The 20,954-nt window shown below is 40.2% G+C and carries 17 protein-coding genes; 10 read left to right on the forward strand and 7 right to left on the reverse strand.

Annotated elements, in window-relative coordinates; all coding sequences use genetic code 11:
* Positions 1 to 41 precede the first annotated feature (41 nt).
* Positions 42 to 2,582 carry a TonB-dependent siderophore receptor gene (locus H5118_RS06355; protein ID WP_182748210.1) on the forward strand — a complete coding sequence of 847 codons (2,541 nt, stop codon included), beginning with the start codon at positions 42 to 44 and terminating at the stop codon, positions 2,580 to 2,582.
* A 204-nt stretch (positions 2,583 to 2,786) separates the two neighbouring features.
* Entirely contained in the window at positions 2,787 to 2,987 is a 201-nt protein-coding gene (arfA, locus tag H5118_RS06360; protein WP_182695274.1) for a ribosome alternative rescue factor ArfA, read from the forward strand.
* Between the two features lie 453 nt (positions 2,988 to 3,440).
* Here the strand turns inward: arfA and H5118_RS06365 are convergent, their stop codons facing one another.
* Positions 3,441 to 4,397, reverse strand: coding sequence for a helix-turn-helix domain-containing protein (locus H5118_RS06365; protein ID WP_182748212.1), 957 nt, complete (start codon positions 4,395 to 4,397; stop codon positions 3,441 to 3,443).
* Between the two features lie 220 nt (positions 4,398 to 4,617).
* Here H5118_RS06365 and H5118_RS06370 point away from each other — a divergent pair, with 220 nt between their 5' ends.
* The 3 genes from H5118_RS06370 to eat are packed head-to-tail and all read left to right on the forward strand — an operon-like array spanning position 4,618 to position 8,371.
* The gene (locus tag H5118_RS06370) at positions 4,618 to 6,024 is read left to right on the forward strand and encodes an ethanolamine ammonia-lyase subunit EutB (protein WP_182695276.1); all 1,407 of its coding nucleotides are present in this window, start codon (positions 4,618 to 4,620) and stop codon (positions 6,022 to 6,024) included.
* Positions 6,021 to 6,908 (forward strand): ethanolamine ammonia-lyase subunit EutC, encoded by an 888-nt coding sequence (gene eutC, locus H5118_RS06375; RefSeq protein ID WP_182748214.1) that lies wholly within the window; start codon positions 6,021 to 6,023, stop codon positions 6,906 to 6,908. Before H5118_RS06370 ends, eutC begins: the two co-directional genes overlap by 4 nt.
* A 59-nt stretch (positions 6,909 to 6,967) precedes the next feature.
* Complete coding sequence (eat, locus tag H5118_RS06380) at positions 6,968 to 8,371, forward strand: ethanolamine permease (RefSeq protein ID WP_182695278.1); 1,404 nt, start codon at positions 6,968 to 6,970, stop codon at positions 8,369 to 8,371.
* Between the two features lie 129 nt (positions 8,372 to 8,500).
* On the opposite strand, the gene arfB is transcribed toward eat, so the two are convergent.
* Positions 8,501 to 8,914, reverse strand: coding sequence for an alternative ribosome rescue aminoacyl-tRNA hydrolase ArfB (gene arfB, locus H5118_RS06385; RefSeq protein WP_002959105.1), 414 nt, complete (start codon positions 8,912 to 8,914; stop codon positions 8,501 to 8,503).
* Positions 8,915 to 9,105: 191 nt separating this feature from the next.
* Between arfB and H5118_RS06390 the strand changes: the two genes are divergently transcribed.
* Entirely contained in the window at positions 9,106 to 9,678 is a 573-nt protein-coding gene (locus H5118_RS06390) for a short-chain dehydrogenase (RefSeq protein WP_182720266.1), read from the forward strand.
* Positions 9,679 to 9,781: 103 nt separating this feature from the next.
* On the opposite strand, the gene katG is transcribed toward H5118_RS06390, so the two are convergent.
* On the reverse strand, positions 9,782 to 11,962 hold the full coding sequence (katG, locus tag H5118_RS06395) for a catalase/peroxidase HPI (protein WP_182695280.1): 2,181 nt from the start codon (positions 11,960 to 11,962) through the stop codon (positions 9,782 to 9,784).
* A 905-nt stretch (positions 11,963 to 12,867) separates the two neighbouring features.
* Here katG and H5118_RS06400 point away from each other — a divergent pair.
* Complete coding sequence (locus tag H5118_RS06400) at positions 12,868 to 13,758, forward strand: TPR end-of-group domain-containing protein (protein ID WP_002959108.1); 891 nt, start codon at positions 12,868 to 12,870, stop codon at positions 13,756 to 13,758.
* 884 nt (positions 13,759 to 14,642) lie between these two features.
* Here the strand turns inward: H5118_RS06400 and deoD are convergent.
* Entirely contained in the window at positions 14,643 to 15,347 is a 705-nt protein-coding gene (gene deoD, locus H5118_RS06405; RefSeq protein ID WP_024596283.1) for a purine-nucleoside phosphorylase, read from the reverse strand.
* A complete protein-coding gene (locus tag H5118_RS06410) occupies positions 15,347 to 16,579 on the reverse strand; it encodes a phosphopentomutase (protein ID WP_182748216.1) in 1,233 nt (410 codons plus the stop codon). The genes deoD and H5118_RS06410 overlap by 1 nt, the downstream gene beginning before the upstream one ends.
* A 192-nt stretch (positions 16,580 to 16,771) precedes the next feature.
* Here H5118_RS06410 and udk point away from each other — a divergent pair, with 192 nt between their 5' ends.
* From udk to H5118_RS06425, 3 genes are all read left to right on the forward strand, one after another.
* The gene (gene udk / locus H5118_RS06415; RefSeq protein WP_024596281.1) at positions 16,772 to 17,404 is read left to right on the forward strand and encodes a uridine kinase; all 633 of its coding nucleotides are present in this window, start codon (positions 16,772 to 16,774) and stop codon (positions 17,402 to 17,404) included.
* Between the two features lie 17 nt (positions 17,405 to 17,421).
* On the forward strand, positions 17,422 to 18,648 hold the full coding sequence (locus H5118_RS06420; RefSeq protein WP_039488805.1) for a NupC/NupG family nucleoside CNT transporter: 1,227 nt from the start codon (positions 17,422 to 17,424) through the stop codon (positions 18,646 to 18,648).
* Positions 18,649 to 18,942: 294 nt separating this feature from the next.
* Positions 18,943 to 19,653 carry an ABC transporter substrate-binding protein gene (locus tag H5118_RS06425; RefSeq protein WP_080945063.1) on the forward strand — a complete coding sequence of 237 codons (711 nt, stop codon included), beginning with the start codon at positions 18,943 to 18,945 and terminating at the stop codon, positions 19,651 to 19,653.
* 2 nt (positions 19,654 to 19,655) lie between these two features.
* Here the strand turns inward: H5118_RS06425 and H5118_RS06430 are convergent, their stop codons facing one another.
* Positions 19,656 to 20,438, reverse strand: a complete 783-nt coding sequence (locus H5118_RS06430) for a transporter substrate-binding domain-containing protein (RefSeq protein ID WP_310735803.1) — start codon at positions 20,436 to 20,438, stop codon at positions 19,656 to 19,658.
* Positions 20,439 to 20,520: 82 nt separating this feature from the next.
* Complete coding sequence (locus H5118_RS06435) at positions 20,521 to 20,730, reverse strand: cold-shock protein (RefSeq protein ID WP_002959120.1); 210 nt, start codon at positions 20,728 to 20,730, stop codon at positions 20,521 to 20,523.
* Positions 20,731 to 20,954: the final 224 nt, after the last annotated feature.

Below are 20,954 nucleotides of genomic sequence, written 5' to 3' on the forward strand. Positions count from 1 at the left end.
ACACACATATTATTAAGAATACAAAAAACAGGGTCGTCACTATGTCAACATACCGTTTAAACACACTTGCTGTAGCCGTTGCTTTCGCGTTTAGCGCACCAAGCATTGTTAACGCTGAAGAAGCACCAGTGCAAGCTGCTAAAAACATAGAGCAAATATCTGTATTAGGATCGCGTGTATCTAACCGTACCTCTACAGAGTCTTCTTCTCCTATTGATTTAATTGACGCGGATGATTTAACTAAAGGTGGTTTTACCGAATTAGGCCAAAGCCTTCAAGCGACAGCGCCTTCATTTAACTTTTCGCGTACACAAGTTTCAGACGGTTCTGATTTATTTAGACCTGCAACACTTCGTGGCTTACAACCAGATCAAACCCTTGTATTAGTAAATGGTAAACGTCGTCATAACCAATCAATTTTTGGCCTTAACGGTACAGTAGGCGCAGGCGCTGCGGGTACTGATATGAATGCCATTCCGCTAACAGCACTTAAAGGCGTTGAAGTATTACGCGACGGCGCTGCAGCGCAGTATGGCTCTGATGCTATTGCAGGTGTTATTAACTTATCTCTTAATAACTCAACCGGTATTACAACGGGTTTTGTACAATACGGCGGCACAAGTGAAGGTGACGGCGACACTATTTCAGCAGGTTTAAACCGTGGTTTTGAATTAGGTAACGAAGGCGGCTTTATTAACCTATCGCTTGAGTACCGTGATGCCGACGGCACTAACCGTGCAGAGCGCGATACGGGGGGGTCGCTTAATGTTGAACCAGGTACGCTAAGTGAAGATGTACGCTGGGGCCAAGGTAACTCAGAAAGTGAATTTACGTCGTTATTTTACAACATGGCATTACCAATGGGCGACGGCGAGCTTTACTCGTTTGGTGGCTACTCTGAGCGCACGGCGCTGGGTAATGGTTTTTACCGTAACTTTAACGAAGCCTCTAAAAACGTAACACAAGTATACAGCGATGGTTTTTTACCGCGCATATATAACGAAGCACAAGATATTTCAGTAGCACTTGGGTTTAAAGGCGATATAAACACAGACTGGACTTACGATGTATCGGCTGTTTATGGTGAAAACCAATACGATTTTACATCACGCAATACATTAAATGCTTCTTACGCGGCTGAGTATTTATTTAATAACCCAGATGCAAGCGATGCCGACATTGCAGCAAACTCAGGCCCTACTGGCGGTTACTCAGGTGGTTTTAGATTCGATCAAACAACGGTTAACCTTGATGTAAACGGTATTGTAGATATTGGCCGTAGTGAGCCTTTATATGTAACAGTAGGCGCCGAATACCGTAAAGAAAACTACGAAATAGTGCCTGGCGATGAAGCATCATACGCGTGTGGGTTAGCAAATATGGATACTTCGTACCCATCAGTAAACGATCCGGATCAATTTGCACAGTGTGGTTTTCAAGCTTATAACGGCCTTCGCCCTGAAGCGGCTAACGATAGCGACCGTAACAGCTACGCAGTTTATGTAGACGTAGAAACTATGATCACCGACGCATGGAACGTAAGTGGTGCACTACGCTATGAAGATTTCTCAGATGCTGGGGATGATTTAATTGGTAAATTAGCAACACGTTATGAATTTTCAGATGACTTTGCAGTACGTGGTGCACTGTCTACTGGTTTTAGAGCGCCATCACTTCAACAAAGTGGTTATACAGCCTTTACAACTAACTTAGGCTCAGACGGCACATTAACGCAGTCGTTCACGGCAAACACAGGGACCGCTTTCCCAAGTGCGTTAGGCGTAGATAGCTTAGAGCTTGAAACATCAACAAACTACAGTGCTGGTTTTGTTTACGATGTAACAAGCGAGCTTTCGTTAACGGTTGATTTTTACCGTGTAGAAATTGAAGACCGTATTACACTTGGCAGCTTACTTTCGGTTGACGATGTATCGTTTAGCTCAGAAGCGGTTGCAGCGCTACAAGCAACGGGAGCAGTGCAAGCTAACTACTTCTCAAACTCGGTTGATTCTACTACACAAGGTGTTGATATTATTGCATCGTACCGCACTGAAGTTGAAGGCGGTAATTTAGGAGTAACCTTTGCAGGTAACCTAAACGATACTAAAATTGACAGCGTAAATGCAGAAGACGGTATTCCTGAAGCGGTTGCTTTTGATGATTTACAACGTAGCTTTTTTACCGACGGACAACCGAGCGAACGTGCAACGCTTACGTTTGACTACGAACGCGATGCCTACACATCAACCATTCGCTTTAACTACTTTGGTGAAACAGACGTAAAATACTTTGGTAACGACCATATTTCATTACCAGGTGAGCTTTCGCCTACGGGGTCATTTAAACCAACAAGTACGGTTGAGTCTGCTGTGTTAGTTGATTTAAATGTTAGTTACCAAATTAATGACATGTTTGCGCTTTCGGTAGGTGCCGATAACGTATTTGACGAAACACCAGATGAATTAGGTGATGACGAAGTACTTAATTTTATCACCAACGGCGCATTTAAATACCCAGTACGCGCATTGCCATACGGCTTTGACGGCAGAACGTACTACGCAAAAGTAAGCTTTAGTTTTTAATTTATCAAGCAAACTAAAGTAATATTAAGCGCAGTTATTAACTGCGCTTTTTTATGCTTTTTTATCATTAAAAAACTACCAAATGGATGTTAAAAATACTTGCGCGGTTGAAAATTAAGCCTACAATCGCCATCTCTTAAATAGGCCAATATAAAAGCCTCTTTATTATTTAACTTAAAATAACCATTAGTTGATAGGAAATATATGACTAAAAAATCTAAAACAAAAACCGCAAACACCAGCGCGGTAGACACAGGGCGAGGCGTTATAAACCACAATGCACTAGCGGCAATGGTCACCTCTAAATTATTTAAACCACAAGTGGTTAAAGCTAAAAAAGGCAAAGGCTCGTTTAAACGTAGCAACAAACATTCAGGACAAGAGTCCTATTTAATCGCGGCTTAATTAGCACCGATCAAATAGGGCTTTTGAATATAATAAGCGAGGTTTTATACCTCGCTTTTACTTTTAGTTCTTTATTATTTTAACTTCCAAGCTACCCTCTAAAAGCGCAGCGCCTCTAAACCTCTTTGTGAATAACAGCCCTTAAAATATGAATGCACAAAGAGAAGAAAAAGAGGAGTAAATGAGCAGACAAAGTCCATTTTTTTAAGTTATATGATATTTCACCACCGAGGCGCTGTGCGCTACACAAAGAAAACACGAGTAATGGTTAGTCACTACTCCTTGTTTTCTCCTTCACTTCTCGGTGGTGATTTAATTACTTGTTTACTAATGCATCCGACTAAATGTAAAAGCGGTGCTTTTAAACGCCAGCAAGCTGCGCGTCCACAGGTGTTTAACTCAAGTTAAAGTATGGTCTGTAGAAGAAACGTGCTCACGTTAGAAGTGTAGTTTTTAACCTTTAAAACTATTATTTTTAACTGTTTGTGATGGGTTTTCACCAAATAGTTGCGTGTAATCTTTAGCAAATTGTCCCGCGTGCCAAAATCCCCAATTGGCTGCTATTACTGAAATGGGCTTATCTTGGTTTGGTTTTTTTAGCTCTCGCCTTACGTTATTTAAGCGTGTTAAGCGTAAAAACCGCAAAGGGTTAATTCCTAAAATACTCTCAAAGCTATACTGAAGTGTGCGCCTACTTACAAAGGAAAGCTCGCACAGCTCGGTTATTGTTATTGGGTTTTGTGGATTTGTGGCCACGTAATCTTTTACTTTATCTACTACGGCTTTGCGGTGTTTATAACTTGGCGCAATATTTTGCTGCGTATTGTCTGCTTGTAATAAGTGTAGTGCCAACATGTTTAGCATATCTTGTTGTGATTCGGTTCTAAGTCCAAAGCCCTTGCCTACAACCATGCTATTAATTATTTGTCTTGCCGTTTGCAAAGATGAGTTGCTCACCGATAAACGAGCTGATTGTGCAGATGCCATGTTTTTCAATGTTACGCCTTGGAGCTGCGCCATATATTCAATTGAGTTCCAATCAATTACCAAACCATAAATATTAAATTGCTCAGGGGTTATCAACTCAAAGTCGTTATCACTGGTACGGCACATAAATTGATTACTTGCCACACTTAAACCATTAATTTTACTTTGCTGTGACTGACAAGGAATGCCGAGCCAAACCGAATTAGGGGCTATGTTACATTGCTGACGAAGCGCTCGCTCAGTGTATTCTTTAAACACATGAATATTGGCGTAATCCGTTTCTTCAATACAACCATAAAAGCTGCCGTCGCTCATTTGATCGTATTTTTGCTGCCATTGAGTAAGGCTATGCGCTTGCTCGTCTATATCGTGTGTTTGCACCTTGCTCTTTAGTGGTGCGTTAAAGCTACTTTGCTGCGCCATATCGGGGATGCTCTTTTTCGTTACACTTTCATTATGCTTAAGTTAACACCGCTTTGCGTGTGTAACCAATTGAATTGGTTTAATAAATAATCTTTTGCCAAAATTCGATAGTTACTTGGTACAAAATAAGCTGTCTTGTAACTATTCAATATTGATTTATAGCTAAAGATGCAGCAAAACCTATACCAAGGTTGATCATATTAGTTATGTGGAGTAAATCATGGGGCAAGCGTACAGTTACACTTTAGGTACACATACTTATAAATTCAAGAACTTAGCCCAGTTAATGGCTAAAGCTACACCGCAGCGTTCGGGTGATCGCTTAGCGGGCGTAATTGCACAATCAGCACAAGAACGTGCTGTGGCACAAATGACATTGGCGGATATACCTCTTAAAACATTTTTAAATGAGGTACTTATTCCCTACGAAGATGACGAAATTACACGCTTAATTATTGACGAGCACGATGCAAATGCCTTTATGGCTATTGCACATTTAACCGTAGGCGATTTTCGTAATTGGCTTTTAAGTGACTTTGCAACACCTGCTGTACTTGCAAGTATAAGGCAAGGTATTACGCCGGAAATGGCTGCTGCTGTTAGCAAAATAATGCGCAATCAAGATCTCATATTAATTGCTAAAAAGTGCCATGTTACGAGTGCTTTTAGAAATACTATTGGCCTCCCCGGGCATTTATCTACACGTTTACAACCAAACCACCCAACTGACGATATTAATGGTATTGCTGCATGCATGCTTGATGGTTTGCTATACGGTAATGGCGATGCAGTAATAGGTATAAACCCAGCAACCGATAACGTTGCCCAAGCCATTAAGTTAATGACGTTAATGGATGATGTTATTCAAAAGTACGCCATACCAACCCAAAGCTGCGTGCTCACCCATGTTACTAACACCATTGAATGTATAGAAGCTGGCGCACCGGTTGATTTAGTATTTCAGTCGATTGGTGGCACAGAGGCTACTAATTCAAGTTTTGGTTTTAATTTAAATACCTTAGCTGAAGCGCAAGATGCGGCTTTGAGTTTAAAGCGTGGCACTGTTGGCAATAATGTAATGTATTTTGAAACTGGGCAAGGCAGTTCGCTTTCAGCAAATGCGCATCATGAGCTTGATCAGCAAACGTGTGAAGCTCGCGCTTATGCCGTTGCTCGTAAGTTTAACCCGTTACTGGTAAATACCGTGGTAGGGTTTATTGGCCCTGAATATTTGTTTGATGGTAAAGAAATTACCCGAGCAGGACTTGAGGATCACTTTTGCGCTAAGTTACTAGGCATACCGATGGGATGCGATGTGTGTTACACCAATCATGCAGAGGCTGATCAAAACGATATGGATAACTTGCTTACGCTATTAGGTGTTGCTGGTTGCTCGTTTGTAATGGGAATACCTGGCTCTGACGATATAATGCTTAATTACCAAACTACGTCGTTTCATGATGCATTATATGTTCGCCGTGTACTTGGCTCTAGACCTGCCCCTGAGTTTGAAGCATGGCTAAGCAAAATGAAAATAATGCAAAGCACTTCCGATATTACACTTTCAGATACCTTGCCTCCCGCTTTTGCTAAACCTCTGGGTGCAATTACTGGAGGTGGCTCATGAAATCACGTTTAAAACAGAGCACTCCTTTAGATGACTCAGTAAACAAGCATAAAAATAACGGTAATGTAGTGCACAATCCTTGGAGTGATTTACGCCGTTTTACCGACGCCCGTATTGGGCTTGGGCGTGCGGGTATAAGTTTGCCAACCTCAGAAATGCTGGCTTTTCAGCTATCTCATGCACAAGCGCGCGATGCAGTGAGTTTTCCGCTTGATATTAACGAAATGACTGAGCAACTAGGCAGTATTAGCGTATTAAAAGATGTTGCCCCTCCCCTGCATTTACACAGCCAAGCTGTTGACAGGGTTACTTACCTTCAGCGACCTGATTTAGGCCGCAAGCTTGATGAAAATGGTAGGCAAATACTTCTCAGCTATATGAATGAACAAAAGCACACTACACAGGCTAAATACGATTTAGCGATTGTAGTGGTTGATGGACTCTCCTCGTTAGCGGTACAAAAAAATGCATGCCCATTTATAACAGAGCTATTAGCGCACCTTACAACAGACAAGCAATTTAAAATTGCCCCCATTACTTTGGTTGAACAAGGTCGAGTAGCAATTGGCGACGATATAGGTGAGTTGCTAAATGCGCAGGTGGTTATGGTGTTAATAGGAGAGCGCCCAGGACTTAGTTCGCCAGATAGCCTTGGCTTGTATTTAACATGGGAGCCTAAAACAGGACTTAACGATGCATGTCGTAATTGCATATCGAATATTCGCCCAGCAGGCCTACCTTATACAGAAGCGGCTAGGCGTGCGCTGTACTTATTACGTGAAGCTAAAAAACTAAAACTAACTGGGGTTAATTTAAAAGACCGTACACAAGACGATGTAATTGAGCATCAGGTTTCAACCACTAACTTTTTAATTGCTGAGTAATTTTAATTAAAAACACATGAAATAAAACAATAAAAACTAAACATCAACGGAGAAGGGTTATGTCTACTAATAATACAGAGTACCTTGCTAAAAGACAGTTAAAACGAGGTACTGCGGGGTGGTTATTACTCGCAGGTTTGGGTGTGTCGTATGTAATATCGGGTGACTTTGCAGGTTGGAACTTTGGTATTGCCGAAGCGGGTTGGGGTGGCTTTGCCATTGCTGCAGTGTTAATGGCAGTTATGTATTTAGCGCTGGTATTGTCGCTTGCTGAAATGTCAGCTGCAATACCTGCAGCAGGCGGTGGTTATAGTTTTGCGCGCCAAGCTATGGGGCCTGCGGGAGGCTATTTAACCGGGCTTGCGGTATTAATTGAATACGCCTTAGCACCCGCTGCTATTGTTATTTTTATAGGCTCTGCAGTTGAAGCCCTTACCGGATTTAATGGACCATGGGTATATGCATTATTTTACTTACTATTTGTGGGAATTCATTTAGCAGGCGTAGGAGAAGCACTTAAAGTAATGATGGTAATAAGTGGTTTAGCAGTATTAGCTATTATTGCAACGGCTTTTGTTTTAATTACAAATTTTGATGCATCACGCTTATTTGACGTCCCCGTAACCGATGCAGTGGGAGCCAGTGAGTTTTTACCTTTAGGTTGGTACGGGGTTTGGGCTGCATTACCGTTTGCCATGTGGTTATTTTTAGCGGTTGAAGGTGTACCGCTTGCTGCAGAAGAGGCAAAAGATCCCGCTAAAGATGTGCCAAAAGGCATTATTGGTGCAATGATCTTTTTGTTATTTACTGCTTTTTTAGTTGTTGTTTTAGTGCCTGGCGCTGGCGGTGCTGCTGCAATGGGCGCAAGTGCAGTGCCTTTGGTTGATGCATTAAATGCATCGGGTAGTGAGGCCTTAGCAACTGTAGTAAATATATTAGGGCTTGCGGGTTTAGTTGCTTCGTTTTTCTCTATTATTTATGGTTATAGTCGCTTAGTGTTTGCTTTATCTAGAGCCGGATATTTATCGCGTTCGTTGTCGATTACAACTAATCGCAAAGTGCCAGCACGTGCGTTGATTGTACCTGCCATATTTGGTTTTTTAGTATCACTCAGTGGCGAGGGTGATTTAATACTTGCAATGGCTGTAGTAGGTGCAACTGTATCGTATGCATTAATGGCGCTGAGCCATATTTTGCTACGCGTTAAACAACCTGATTTACCTCGCCCGTATAAAACCCCAGGGGGCGTAGTAACTTCAAGTATCGCTTTAGTGCTTTCGCTTATAGCATTAACCGGTGTGTATGCGTTCGACCCTCGTGCATTTTTATACACTATAATGCTGTTTATTGTGGGCGCCGTATATTACTTTGGCTACAGCTCAAAACACTTAGTTGCTAAAAGCGCTGATGAAGAGTTTGCAATGTTGGCAGATGCAGAATCTGATTTAGAGATGGCTAAGTAAACATTAATAGCTATTAAATATAAGTGAGGAGACCCCTCACTTATATTTTTATGCACGCTGTAGGATGTAAAAATAGTGCATGCATGTAAATATCAAGCCCCTAATCTACTTTATTAATATCATTTAAAGCTAAAACTTTATGCTGCCGCGTAGCGCTTTGTTTTGCCCATGCTTGGTTTTTTTGTCCATGCGCTTTCGCTGTGAATTACGGCTGGGCTTGGTGGCTCGACGCGCTTTATTAACTACCGTAGCACTAAGGATTAAATCCTTTAAACGCTTAAGGGCATCTTCTCTGTTTAGCTCTTGGGTACGGTGGCTTTGCGCTTTAATTATTAAGACGCCGTCTTTGGTAATTCTTGTATCATTTAATGCAAGTAAGCGTTCTTTGTAGAAGTCAGGTAATTTAGAGCGGTTAATGTCAAAACGTAAATGAATTGCACTTGCTACTTTATTAACATTTTGACCACCGGCACCTTGCGAACGAATAGCTGTGAGCTCTAGTTCCCATTCATCGATAGTGACAGTATTTGAAATTGTTAACATTGTGTTCAGCTCTATTTATCAAAAATACATTATATCATCAGTACATTAGCTTGTGGTGAATCAACTAAATTCTTAGAACTTAAATAAATTCTCATAAATTGTACTATAAATCAGCCAATATTTTATTTTGTGTTGGCAAGTGTTGCTTATTAGTTTCTAATTGGCACTACTTTAATACTAGGAAATGCTCAATGAAAAAAATACTTGTATCACTTAGCTTATTAGCGATGAGTTTCTCAAGCCTTGCAGAGGATATTAACGAAGGTCAACTTCAAAGCTATATGAAAGCACTGCCAGCTGTGACTAGCTGGGCAAGCAGCCAAGAGTCGTTAAAAGACTTAGATTTAGCAAGTATGCTAGGTGGTTCTGCAGATCAAAGTGTTGACGAACAAAGCTCTTTAGCTAACAGTGCATTAAGCATGATTAAAGAACAAGACCTATACAAAAGCTTTGCGAGTGTTACAAACCGTTACGGTTTTACGCCAGAGCAGCTAGTAACTGTAGGTTCTGAAGTATCAATGGCTTATATCGAAAATCTTAAGTCGGGCCTTTCGGCTGATAACCAAGAAACTGCTAATAAAGTAATGGGCGGTTTTCAAAGTATGAAAAGTGCTAAAGATAAAGGCGCTAGCTCATTAATGGGTTCGTTTGGTAAATCGTCAAGCGCAGCTGAGGAGTCTACAGTATCTTTAGTAAGCGAAAACAACCTTGAACTTGTGAGCGAATATATGCCACAACTACAAAAGCTTTTTGCACTTTTATAAGTTTTATTGCTTTAAAAAAAGCGGGCTTATCTAGCCGTGAAATTAAAACGCATAAAAAACGGGGGAGTATTCAATACTCCCCCGTTTTTATTTAGCGTACAGATTATTTAAGATCGAACCTGTCTGCGTTCATTACTTTTACCCATGCATTTACAAAGTCATGTACAAAACGTTCTTTATTATCGTCTTGTGCATAAAACTCACTTAGGGCACGTAAAATAGAGTTTGAACCAAACACTAAATCTACGCGTGTGGCAGTCCATTTAATGGTGCCTGTTTTGCGCTCAACAATATTATATATACCTGGCTCTAGTGGCTTCCAGTTGTTAGCCATGTCGGTTAGGTTTACAAAAAAGTCGGTAGATAGCGTGCCTACATTATCGGTAAATACGCCATGTTTAGTGCCTGCGTAGTTTGTGCCTAGTACACGCATGCCGCCCATAAGTGCAGTCATTTCTGGTGCTGTTAAGCCCATTAATTGGCTGCGCTCTAACAATAGCTCTTCTGAGGATACGCTAAAGTCATTTTTAAGGTAGTTTCTAAATCCATCATGAACAGGCTCAAGCGGATCGAACGATTCTGCATCAGTCATTTCGTCTGTTGCGTCCCCTCGTCCTGGTGCAAATGGTACTGTTACATTAACACCGGCTTGTTTTGCAGCTTGCTCTACAGCCGCTGTACCACCTAAAACGATTAAATCAGCCATGCTTACTGGCTTAGATAAACCCGCCTGTACTTTTTCAAGGGCACTAAGCACACTTGCTAAGCGCTCTGGCTCATTACCTTGCCAATCTTTTTGTGGTGCTAAACGAATACGTGCGCCATTTGCGCCACCGCGACGATCAGAACCACGATACGTACGTGCACTATCCCACGCTGTATTTATTAAATCACTTGCACTTACACCGCAATCAAGTAGCTGTGCTTTTAAGCTTGTGATTTCATCGTCTGATAATGTGTAATCAACTGCTGGAATAGGATCTTGCCAAATTAGGTCTTCGCTTGGTACATCTTTACCTAAGTAACATGCTTTAGGACCTAAATCGCGGTGAGTTAGCTTAAACCATGCGCGTGCAAATACATCAGAGAAGTATTCAAAGTCGTTATAAAAACGCTCAATAATTTTACGGTACGCAGGGTCCACTTTCATGGCCATATCGGCATCGGTCATCATTGGGTTTAAACGAATTGATGGATCTTCTACGTCTACTGGTTTGTCTTCTTCTTTAATATTTACAGGTTCCCACTGATGAGCGCCAGCTGGGCTTTTTGTTAATTCCCATTCGTAATTTAAAAGTAAGTGGCAGTATCCGTTATCCCATGTAGTTGGGTGTGTGGTCCATGCGCCTTCAAGGCCTGAAGTTACAGTATGACGACCAAAGCCGCCTTCTTTGGTGCTGTTCCAACCTAAACCTTGCTCGTGTACGTCTGCTGCTTCTGGCTCTGGACCTAAGTGCTCTGCTTTACCATTACCGTGAGTTTTACCTACTGTATGGCCGCCCACTGTTAGCGCTGCGGTTTCTTCATCATCCATCGCCATGCGAGCAAATGTTTCACGTACGTGATCTGCCGTTTTTTGTGGATCTGGTATACCATTAACACCTTCAGGGTTAACGTAAATTAGGCCCATTTGTACTGCGGCTAATGGGTTTTCCATGGTGTCTGGTTTTTCTACATTGTCGTAGCGTTCATCACTTGGTGCTAACCATTCTTTTTCTGCACCCCAGTAAATATCTTTTTCTGGATGCCAAATGTCTTCACGGCCGCCCGCAAAACCATAAATTTTAAGACCCATTGATTCGTATGCCATATTACCAGCAAGAATAAATAAATCGGCCCATGAGAGTTTGTTACCGTATTTTTTCTTAAGTGGCCATAAAAGTCTGCGTGCTTTATCTAAGCTTGCGTTATCTGGCCATGAATTTAAAGGCGAGAAACGTTGATTACCGGTACTTGCGCCACCACGACCATCAGATAAACGGTACGTACCCGCTGAGTGCCATGCCATACGAATCATTAAACCACCGTAATGGCCCCAATCGGCAGGCCACCAATCTTGGCTGTCGGTCATAAAGGTTTTTAAGTCGGCTTTTACTTCGTCTAAATCTAGAGATTTAAATTCTTCTGCGTAGTTAAAATTAGTGCCGTATGGATTTGATTTAGTATCGTGTTGATGAAGAATGTCTAAGTTGAGTGTGTTTGGCCACCAATCGGTGTTTACTTTAGAAACAACTGAATTACTACCGTGCATAACAGGGCATTTACCCGCTGTTGGCTTGCTCATTGTGAAATCCTTAAAATAGAAAAGTAAAATACTTAAACAATCAGTATTATTGCTTATGTGTTTATAACTTTTTAAAAAGTAACGGTTATTTTTATTTAATAGGCTTACTTTTTACTCAGCGTGCCTACCTAAGTGCTTACGTATCCTTAATATAGGCGTATAAATTATGCTACGCCAGCCTCAACATACTATTTAAAACGATTGCTCCAATTTATATTTTTGATTGCCCTTACGTTAATGATGTATTTAACAATAGGCTTAAAGTCGCGTTTAAAATAATAGTAAAAAAGTCAGATGGCGCTCATATAAAGCATTACGCAAAATAAAAATTTAAATATCGGTGAATTAACCTTAATCTTTTTACTAGACCTGTGATCGAATTGAAAAATTTCGGCGTAATGGTATGTGAAGGGTTTGAAAGTGGCTTTAGTTTACTAAAGCGCACATTGGAATACCCCCCTTCACCATGAAATTGTAGTTAGATAGTTATAATGATAAAGGTGCATTACTTAAGCCCAATGCACCTTTACTTTATAAACCGAATACTTTGAGTATTCTTATATTTTTAACTAGTTGAATTTAATTAAGTATTTGTTCATAAATATTCAGTTAGTATGAAGTTGTTCTCCTGTGAATCCCTACGACATATTGTTGTTTTAAGCAGTTTTTGCCAGCTCACCTTGAGCTGGTTTTTTTTTGCCTATTTTTACTCAAATTACCTGAGCATGGGTAATATGCTCACGCTTTACCCTATTATTGCTAAGCTCACTAGGCTAAAAAAATTTTACAACTATTGCTCCTATCTAAATTAGGTCAATTTTAATCCACAAAGAACAACACGCCCTAGTGCCATTAAGCCCTGCATGTTAAAGTTATTACAGTAATTAATTTAATTAGGCGTACCAATGCGTTATTACCTATCTGTACTTTTTGTTTGTTTAACTTTGTTTTCGGGCATAGTGAACTCTGCTGAAAAGCAACCAGCTTCACCTACAGCACAACAAGAGCAACAAGCTCTTCAACAACTCAAAGAGCCTATGTATAAGCCGCTAATGGAACGTTACATATTAGATGAGCTAAAAGCAGTTAGGCAAGATCAGCAAAAGCTTCGTGAAGATGTAACTAAGCAGGTTACTCATGCGCAGCTTGATACTGCCGATCGCGCATTAACGTACACTACAGATACCATTAATAATGTGTTTTTTATAATTACCGCTACGGCGTCGATTTTAGTTTTAGTGGGTTGGAACTCGTTGCGCGATGTTAAAAACAAAGTAGAAGATATTGTAAATACGCGTGTGAGTGTAATTACAGACGAGTATGAAGACCGATTAAAAATTCTTGAAGAAAAACTACGCGTTCGCTCAGAAGAAATACTCAGCAACCAAGAGCGTATATCGGTGACTAACGAAGTTCATTCGTTGTGGATGCGCGCAAACCTAGAAAGTGATTTTGCGAACAAAATTGAAATTTTTGATGAAATACTCAATCGCAAACCTGAAGATGTTGAAGCCATTGCTTATAAAGCCGATGCACTACTAGAAATTAATGAAACAGCACAAGCCATTGAGCTGTGTAATCAAGCTATTGATATAGATAGTGACTATGGTTATGCCTATTGGCAACGAGCCTGTGCTTATGCACTAACACATAAGCATGCTGATGCCTTAGCCGATATTAAAATGGCACTTGAATACTCTCCAAACTTACGTAATGAATTATTACATGAGAGCGCATTTGCAAGCCTGCATGACAACGACAGCTTTAATACGATAGTGGCTGGTGAAGTTGTTTAAGCACTCAGAATTTGGCCTGTATGATTAGGCGCAACACCATAAAAAAGGGCCTTGGCCCTTTTTTGTTTTTAAAGGTAAAGTTTGTTGTGTAATTAGAAGCTTAACTGCGCTCTACAAACTCAGCTCTAGCGTAGAGCTAAGATCAAAAGTGATTAATTCACAAAGAGGTTTAGAGACGCTGCGCTTTTAGAGAAGAGCTTAGAAGTTAAAATAATAAAAACAATCAGAAACTGTGCTTCTAACATGAGCAACAAGTCATACTCTAAACTTGGTATAAACACAGCTATTCGCGCAGGTTACAAGCTTTTAAAGCAACGCTTGTACTTTTATAATGCCGAGTCAGCATTGGTTTTGCTCTTCTCATTTGCTCCTCCTTTTCTTCTCTGCGTGCATATTGTTTTTTAGGGCTGTTATACACAAATAGGTTTAGAGATGCTGCGCTTTTAGAGTAGTTAGCTTAAGTGCTTCTCGCGCGAGCAAGCTCTGCGCCTACGTGGAAAACTTACACTCAGCAGTTTAATTTACCTGTAGACGCGCTGCTTGCAGGCGTTTAAAAACGTAGTTTTTAGGATGGTTGAATTAATACCAACCCGCAATAATACTTAATCATTTTTAGGGGCTAAACGTGTCGCTACCTGCGTTAAAAAATTCTCATTTAGAACAACTAAATAGCGAATTTTTTGCCTAGCTATCAACACGTTTTCCATCCTCAAAATAGATCACTTAATTAAGCGAATTGGTATAAGTAATTAGAAGCTGCTACCCATTTTCTTCAGGCATAAAAAAAGCCGCATAAAATGCGGCTTTGGAGGTTAGTCTCACTTCACTTTGGGCGTGTCTCCAAAACTTAGTGAATACGTTACCAAGGAACTGTTATGTATTATTTAAGCTATTGACTCTAATGCAATTTTAACCATTTCGTTAAACGTGCTTTGACGCTCATCAGCAGGTGTTGCTTCACCGGTGATTACGTGGTCACTTACTGTAAATAATGCCATTGCATTTGCGCCGTATTCAGCTGCAACGCCATATAAACCGGCTGTTTCCATATCTACTGCTAGCATGCCTAACTTGTCTAAGTCTTTATAGAACGAGTCGTCTGCTTGGTAGAAAGTGTCGGTTGTAAATACGTTACCTACTTTTGCCTCTATTCCTAGCTCTTTAGCGGCGTTTACACCGTTTAAAAGTAGGTCAAAGTTAGCAATAGCAGCAAAATCGTAGCCACGAACACGTGCTCGGTTTACGTTTGAATCTGTGCTTGCACCTTGTGCAAAAATTACGTCACGGATTTTGATATCTGTGCCAATACCACCACACGTACCAATACGTATAATATTTTTAACGCCAAAGCTTACAATTAGCTCACGTGCATAAATAGACATTGATGGAATGCCCATGCCTGAACCCATGATGCTTACTGGCTTACCTTTGTAAGTACCAGTGAAACCGTACATGTTACGAACACCTGTAACTTGTACTGCATCATCTAAAAAGTTTTCAGCAATATATTGCGCACGTAGCGGATCGCCTGGCATTAATACTGTTTCGGCGAAATCACCAACGTTTGCACTGATATGCGGAGTACTCATTAATTGTTTTCCTTTTTATTTGGCGTTGTTAGCTCATTTAAAAAACTGTCGCCGTAATCAAGCGCAGATAAGTTAAACCACTGTGCCAGTGTTTGACCGATATCTGCAAAGCTGTTGCGTTCACCTAGAGGTGTGTTACTCATACCTGGTTTATATGCAATAACCGGTACGTATTCGCGAGTGTGCTCAGAACCTGGAAAGGTTGGGTCACAACCGTGATCTGCAGTGATCATTAATATATCATCTGCGTTTAACTGTTTTAGTATAGTTGGTAAATAGTCATCAAATTCTTTTAATGCTTTTGCATAACCTACTGGGTTACGGCGATGACCAAATTTTTCATCAAAATCAACTAGGTTAGTAAAGATTAAGCTATGATCTGGTGCGCTTTTCATTACTTCGCTGGTTTTTTCTAGCAAGTTCATAAGCCCAGGTGCTTTATGCTTTTGGGTTATGCCCTGATGCGCGTAAATATCTGAAATTTTACCAATACTAATTACTTCGCCGCCGTCTTTTGCTAACACATCTAGCAATGTTGGTGCTGGCGGAAGCACTGAATAGTCGCGACGATTACCCGTTCGAGCAAAGTCTTGGCTATTTGAACCCAAAAATGGCCGCGCAATCACTCGTCCTATATTCATTTCATCAAGTAGCGCCCGTGCGATTTCGCAAACTTGATAAAGCTTCTCTAGGCCGAATGACTCTTCATGCGCGGCTATTTGAAACACGCTATCAGCTGAGGTGTAACAGATTGGTTTACCTGTTTTTACGTGCTCTTCACCTAGCTGTTCTAAAATGGTTGTTCCCGATGCATGGCAGTTGCCTAAAATGCCAGGAATACCAGTACGAGCTATAAACTCGTCTATAAATTCTTGTGGGAAACTTGGCTGTGTTTTTGGGAAATATCCCCAATCAAATAACACAGGTACTCCTGCCATTTCCCAATGACCTGATGGCGTGTCTTTTCCGCTAGATAATTCTTTAGCGTAACCCCATGCTCCTTGAGAAGCTTGGCGGTCTGAAATTAAACACGTTTCTCCACCGGCAGCTTCACATGCATCCACTAACCCAAGTTTTGATAGGTTAGGAAGCGATAATGCAGCGCCTGTTTCGTCGTAATATGCTTTTAGTAAGTGAGCGAATGTATTAGCCCCAAGATCGCCGAATTTATCTGCATCTGGTGCTGCACCGATTCCTAGGCTATCTGCCATTAAGATAATTGCTCTTGCCATTTTGACCTCACTTTGATTCTAGGTGGTTACTTTATCCGCTGATCGATTTTTCCGTACAGGACAAAAGTCCTGTTTCATAAAACCTAAACATTATAAATTTGCATTCTTAAGCGAAGCAAAAGAGATTAATCGTGTCTTTTTTGCTATTGTGATCTACCAACAATATATCCTTCTGTGTGGGTGAGAACTTTAGTGACACGAACTACTATTATAGCTATTGCAGGCGCGTCTGCGTCGGGCAAATCTCTTTTTAGCCAAACTATATACAATGAATTGGTTAATGAGCTTGAACCAGGCGCTATCGCCATTATTGAAGAAGATGCTTACTACAAGGATCAGTCGCATTTACCGATGGCGCATCGTACGCAAACGAATTACGACCATCCTGATGCATTTGAACATGCGTTAATGCTTGAGCATTTAACACAGCTTCGTAGTGGAAATTCAGTTGAAGTACCAACGTATGATTATGCACAGCATACACGTAGCGAGAAAACTCGCCGAGTGCCTGCTGCTAAAATACTCATTGTTGAAGGTATTTTATTATTGAGTGACAAAGCGCTTAATAAAGAATTTGATATTAAGGTGTTTATAGATACGCCTTTAGATATTTGCTTAATGCGTCGTATGCAACGTGATATGGAGCAACGAGGCAGAACATTACAATCTGTTGTTGAGCAGTATCAAGCAACTGTTAGACCGATGTTTTATCAATTTATTGAGCCTTCTAAGCATAATGCAGATTTAGTTGTGACTCGAGGCGGTATGAACCGCGTTGCGATTGATATAATAAAAAGTAAGATAAAATATTTACTACAAGAATAACAACGGGAAACATTTGTATGACAACATTTATGAGCTTAGTGGGCATGTGTGTGCTACTAAGCATTGCCTTTGCGGCATCAACTAATCGCAAGGCAATTAATTTAAGAACCGTTGGTATAGCATTTGCGATGCAAGTAGTTATTGGCGGTTTTGTCCTGTTTTTTGAAGCAGGAAAAAATGTGTTAACGAGCATGTCAGCAGCCGTATCGTCGGTTATTGGTTATGCAAACGACGGTATTGGGTTTTTGTTTGGCCCACTTGCCTCACAAGACACATTAGGTTTTATTTTTGCGATTCAAGTTTTGCCCGTTATCGTGTTTTTCTCAGCACTTGTTGCTGTGTTGTATCACCTTGGCATCATGGATTGGATAATTAGGATTTTAGGCGGCGGTTTACAAAAATTATTGAAAACCTCTCGCACAGAATCGCTTTCAGCGACAGCAAATATTTTTGTTGGCCAAACTGAAGCACCGCTAATAGTTAAGCCATTTATAGCAACAATGACTAAATCGGAATTGTTTGCAGTGATGGTAGGTGGCTTAGCCACTGTGGCAGGCTCTGTAATGGCCGGTTACGTTATTATTGGCGTAGATCTTAAGTATTTAATAGCAGCGAGCTTTATGGCTGCTCCAGGTGGTTTTTTAATGGCCAAGATGATTGTGCCAGAAACTGAAACGCCTAAAGATAACTTAGCTGATTTAGATTTAGATGACGAAGATAAGCCTGTAAATGTAATTGATGCAGCTGCATCAGGTGCAGCAAACGGTATGCATTTAGCACTTAATGTAGGTGCAATGTTACTTGCTTTTGTAGCGCTAATTGCACTACTAAACGGTTTATTAGGTGGTATTGGTGGGTGGTTTGATTACCCAACATTAACGCTTCAAGAAATATTAGGTTATGTATTTGCTCCTGTTGCATGGTTACTAGGTGTGCCATGGGATGAAGCAATTATAGCCGGCAGCTTTATTGGTCAAAAGATAGTAGTGAACGAGTTTGTTGCTTACTTAGACTTTATAAATTATCGCGATACGTTAAGCGCGCACACACAAGCAATTGTTACTTTTGCTCTATGTGGCTTTGCTAACTTATCATCGATAGCCATTTTACTAGGTGGGTTAGGCGGTATGGCGCCTAGTCGGCGGAAGGATATCGCACGCTTAGGGCTCAGAGCAGTGTTAGCAGGATCTATGGCTAACCTTATGAGCGCAGCAATTGCTGGGTTTTTCCTCTCGCTAGCTTAGAAACTTATTGAGATGAACACCGGTGTTGCAAAACAAGAGGATAGCGCTTTAAGGGGTTAAAGCTCTATCTGACTTGAACGATACTTCACCAAGGGCCGCAAGGCCCTTTTATCGTTTTAGGCCTTCCACATTTATACACTCCCCCACCTTTAAGCTATTTAACCTTATTTATGGTTATATATAACTCAAATAAACCAATATCTTAGTAACAAAGTCACATAAATATTTTTTGTGTTTTTCGTATTTTCAGCCACACTTATATTACTTAAGCTAACCGACTAACGATCCGCTATTGTGAAATATATTCTTTATTCTCTTTTTTTAATTTGCTCTGTGTATGTTCAAGCAAAAGAACCCATCCTTGTTGTTACAGAGTTAGCACCGCCAAACCAGGTGTTGATTGATGGTGAGGTAGCAGGTGAAGGTACTCAATTTATTAGAGATATATTTGCTGAGGCTGATCTAACACCTAACATTCAAATGTACCCTTGGGCACGTGCTTATAAAATTGCAGATGAGCTTAAAAATACCTTTATATACAGCCTTGCACGCACTGTAGAGCGAGAAGACAAATTTTATTGGATAGGACCTGTCGGACGTTTTGAACTAGGCTTTATTGGCCTATCAGAGCGAGATGATCTTATTATAAACACTACTGAACAAGCCAAAGTGTACAAAATTGCTATGCAGCGCAATGATTTTTCAACACAAACCCTCGCAAAACTGGGGTTTGAAGTTGTTTTAACCTCTGATATTCAAAAGTCATACTCTTTACTACTCGCTAAAAAAGTAGATTTAATTGTAGACGATCCTTTATATATGCAGCAGATGAGTGATTATCTAAAGCTCAAACCAGCACACTTAAAGTTTATTTATAAAATAGATGAGCTAACAATTGATGCTTATTTAGCTGCGAATAAAAAAACAGATATGCATTTAATAGAATCACTGCAAGCTGCATTTTTAAAAATAAAGCAAAAGAAAGGGCTGCCTTACTGGTACTAACATTAGCGCTTATAACGTTTTTTATAAGCCGAAAAGTTATCCTTCTTTTTAAGCTTTTCAAACTCCCTATTAAAACGCTCTACAATGTAATTGGGTACTGATTTATTAAACGCGATGTAGTTACCTGCTATCTCAGGTAATGGTAATTCCTGCAGCCTAACGACATCGTCTTCACTATACCCAAAAGGCGAAAGTTGATAACCAATGGTGTATTCAGAGCCTAAAATCAAATCTATTTTACTATTTAAAAACAAGTGCATATATTGCTTTTCATCACCTATGGACAAAAGGTTTTTACCTGCTTCAAACCCTACTTTTTTAATTATGGATTCGTAAATATCCCCTCTTACGATAGCAAGTGAAAACTGCTTTGCTTCATTTAAGCTATTCATTTTTAACTGAGTATTTTTTTTAAGTTTATAAAAAAATGTTTCACTGGATGCCAAAGGCCCTACCCAATTAAAAATAGGCGTTCTTTGAGATGTTTTAGCGATAGAGATAATACCTGAATGCTTATCTTTTTGGGCTAGGCTGTAAGCACGTTTCCAAGGAAGTATTTTAAATTCACAGGTAATGTCTGACGCAATGCATACATCTTTTACAATATCGAGATTTATGCCAACAAGTTGACCCGCTTTGTTTTCAAAATTGTATGGCGAAAAGTGCTCAGTGTAGACCGTGAGCTTGAAACCTTCAGCCTGTGCGTAATGACTGATAAATATAAAAACAAGTATAAGGAAGGATTTAATGATAACGATACCTACTGATGAACTTACATTAATAATAGGTGCAGCTTAGGTTGAGTCAAATTTCAGACACAAAAAAAGCGCCTTAAGCGCTTTTTTTCATTTTACTTAAAAAGTAAAATTATACAGCTGTGATGTTATCAGCTTGTGGACCTTTTTGACCTTGTGAAAGAGTGAACTCTACACGTTGGCCTTCAGCTAAAGTTTTGAAACCTTCGCTTTTGATTGCTGAGAAATGTGCGAAAACGTCTGGGCCATTTTCTTGCTCGATGAAACCAAAACCTTTAGACTCGTTGAACCACTTAACTGTACCTGATACGATGTTAGACATTGTAATATCCTGATATAAAATAAAAAATATGCTCATAAGAGCGGGTGTAGCAAAAAATGAGATGGTACTTTAAAAACTTCAGGACGGTACTACAAGTATTACTTATACAACATCGAAATGGAGATTTATAGCTTACATGCTTTCTTTCTAGCTGCAGCCCACTATATAGATTTTTTAAAATATGTCAAGTACCTATCTATAATCAGAGTGATAAACAACCAAAA

Origin of the sequence: Pseudoalteromonas sp. SR41-1, assembly GCF_014164015.1 — a bacterium.
In the GTDB taxonomy this organism is placed as follows: domain Bacteria; phylum Pseudomonadota; class Gammaproteobacteria; order Enterobacterales; family Alteromonadaceae; genus Pseudoalteromonas; species Pseudoalteromonas distincta.

What these genes read in the sequence shown, in the direction of transcription:
- H5118_RS06355 (WP_182748210.1), top strand. Translation starts at nt 42, where the DNA reads ATGTCAACATACCGTTTAAACACACTTGCTGTAGCCGTTGCTTTCGCG.
- arfA (WP_182695274.1), top strand. Translation starts at nt 2,787, where the DNA reads ATGACTAAAAAATCTAAAACAAAAACCGCAAACACCAGCGCGGTAGAC.
- H5118_RS06365 (WP_182748212.1), bottom strand. Translation starts at nt 4,397, where the DNA reads ATGGCGCAGCAAAGTAGCTTTAACGCACCACTAAAGAGCAAGGTGCAA.
- H5118_RS06370 (WP_182695276.1), top strand. Translation starts at nt 4,618, where the DNA reads ATGGGGCAAGCGTACAGTTACACTTTAGGTACACATACTTATAAATTC.
- eutC (WP_182748214.1), top strand. Translation starts at nt 6,021, where the DNA reads ATGAAATCACGTTTAAAACAGAGCACTCCTTTAGATGACTCAGTAAAC.
- eat (WP_182695278.1), top strand. Translation starts at nt 6,968, where the DNA reads ATGTCTACTAATAATACAGAGTACCTTGCTAAAAGACAGTTAAAACGA.
- arfB (WP_002959105.1), bottom strand. Translation starts at nt 8,914, where the DNA reads ATGTTAACAATTTCAAATACTGTCACTATCGATGAATGGGAACTAGAG.
- H5118_RS06390 (WP_182720266.1), top strand. Translation starts at nt 9,106, where the DNA reads ATGAAAAAAATACTTGTATCACTTAGCTTATTAGCGATGAGTTTCTCA.
- katG (WP_182695280.1), bottom strand. Translation starts at nt 11,962, where the DNA reads ATGAGCAAGCCAACAGCGGGTAAATGCCCTGTTATGCACGGTAGTAAT.
- H5118_RS06400 (WP_002959108.1), top strand. Translation starts at nt 12,868, where the DNA reads ATGCGTTATTACCTATCTGTACTTTTTGTTTGTTTAACTTTGTTTTCG.
- deoD (WP_024596283.1), bottom strand. Translation starts at nt 15,347, where the DNA reads ATGAGTACTCCGCATATCAGTGCAAACGTTGGTGATTTCGCCGAAACA.
- H5118_RS06410 (WP_182748216.1), bottom strand. Translation starts at nt 16,579, where the DNA reads ATGGCAAGAGCAATTATCTTAATGGCAGATAGCCTAGGAATCGGTGCA.
- H5118_RS06420 (WP_039488805.1), top strand. Translation starts at nt 17,422, where the DNA reads ATGACAACATTTATGAGCTTAGTGGGCATGTGTGTGCTACTAAGCATT.
- H5118_RS06435 (WP_002959120.1), bottom strand. Translation starts at nt 20,730, where the DNA reads ATGTCTAACATCGTATCAGGTACAGTTAAGTGGTTCAACGAGTCTAAA.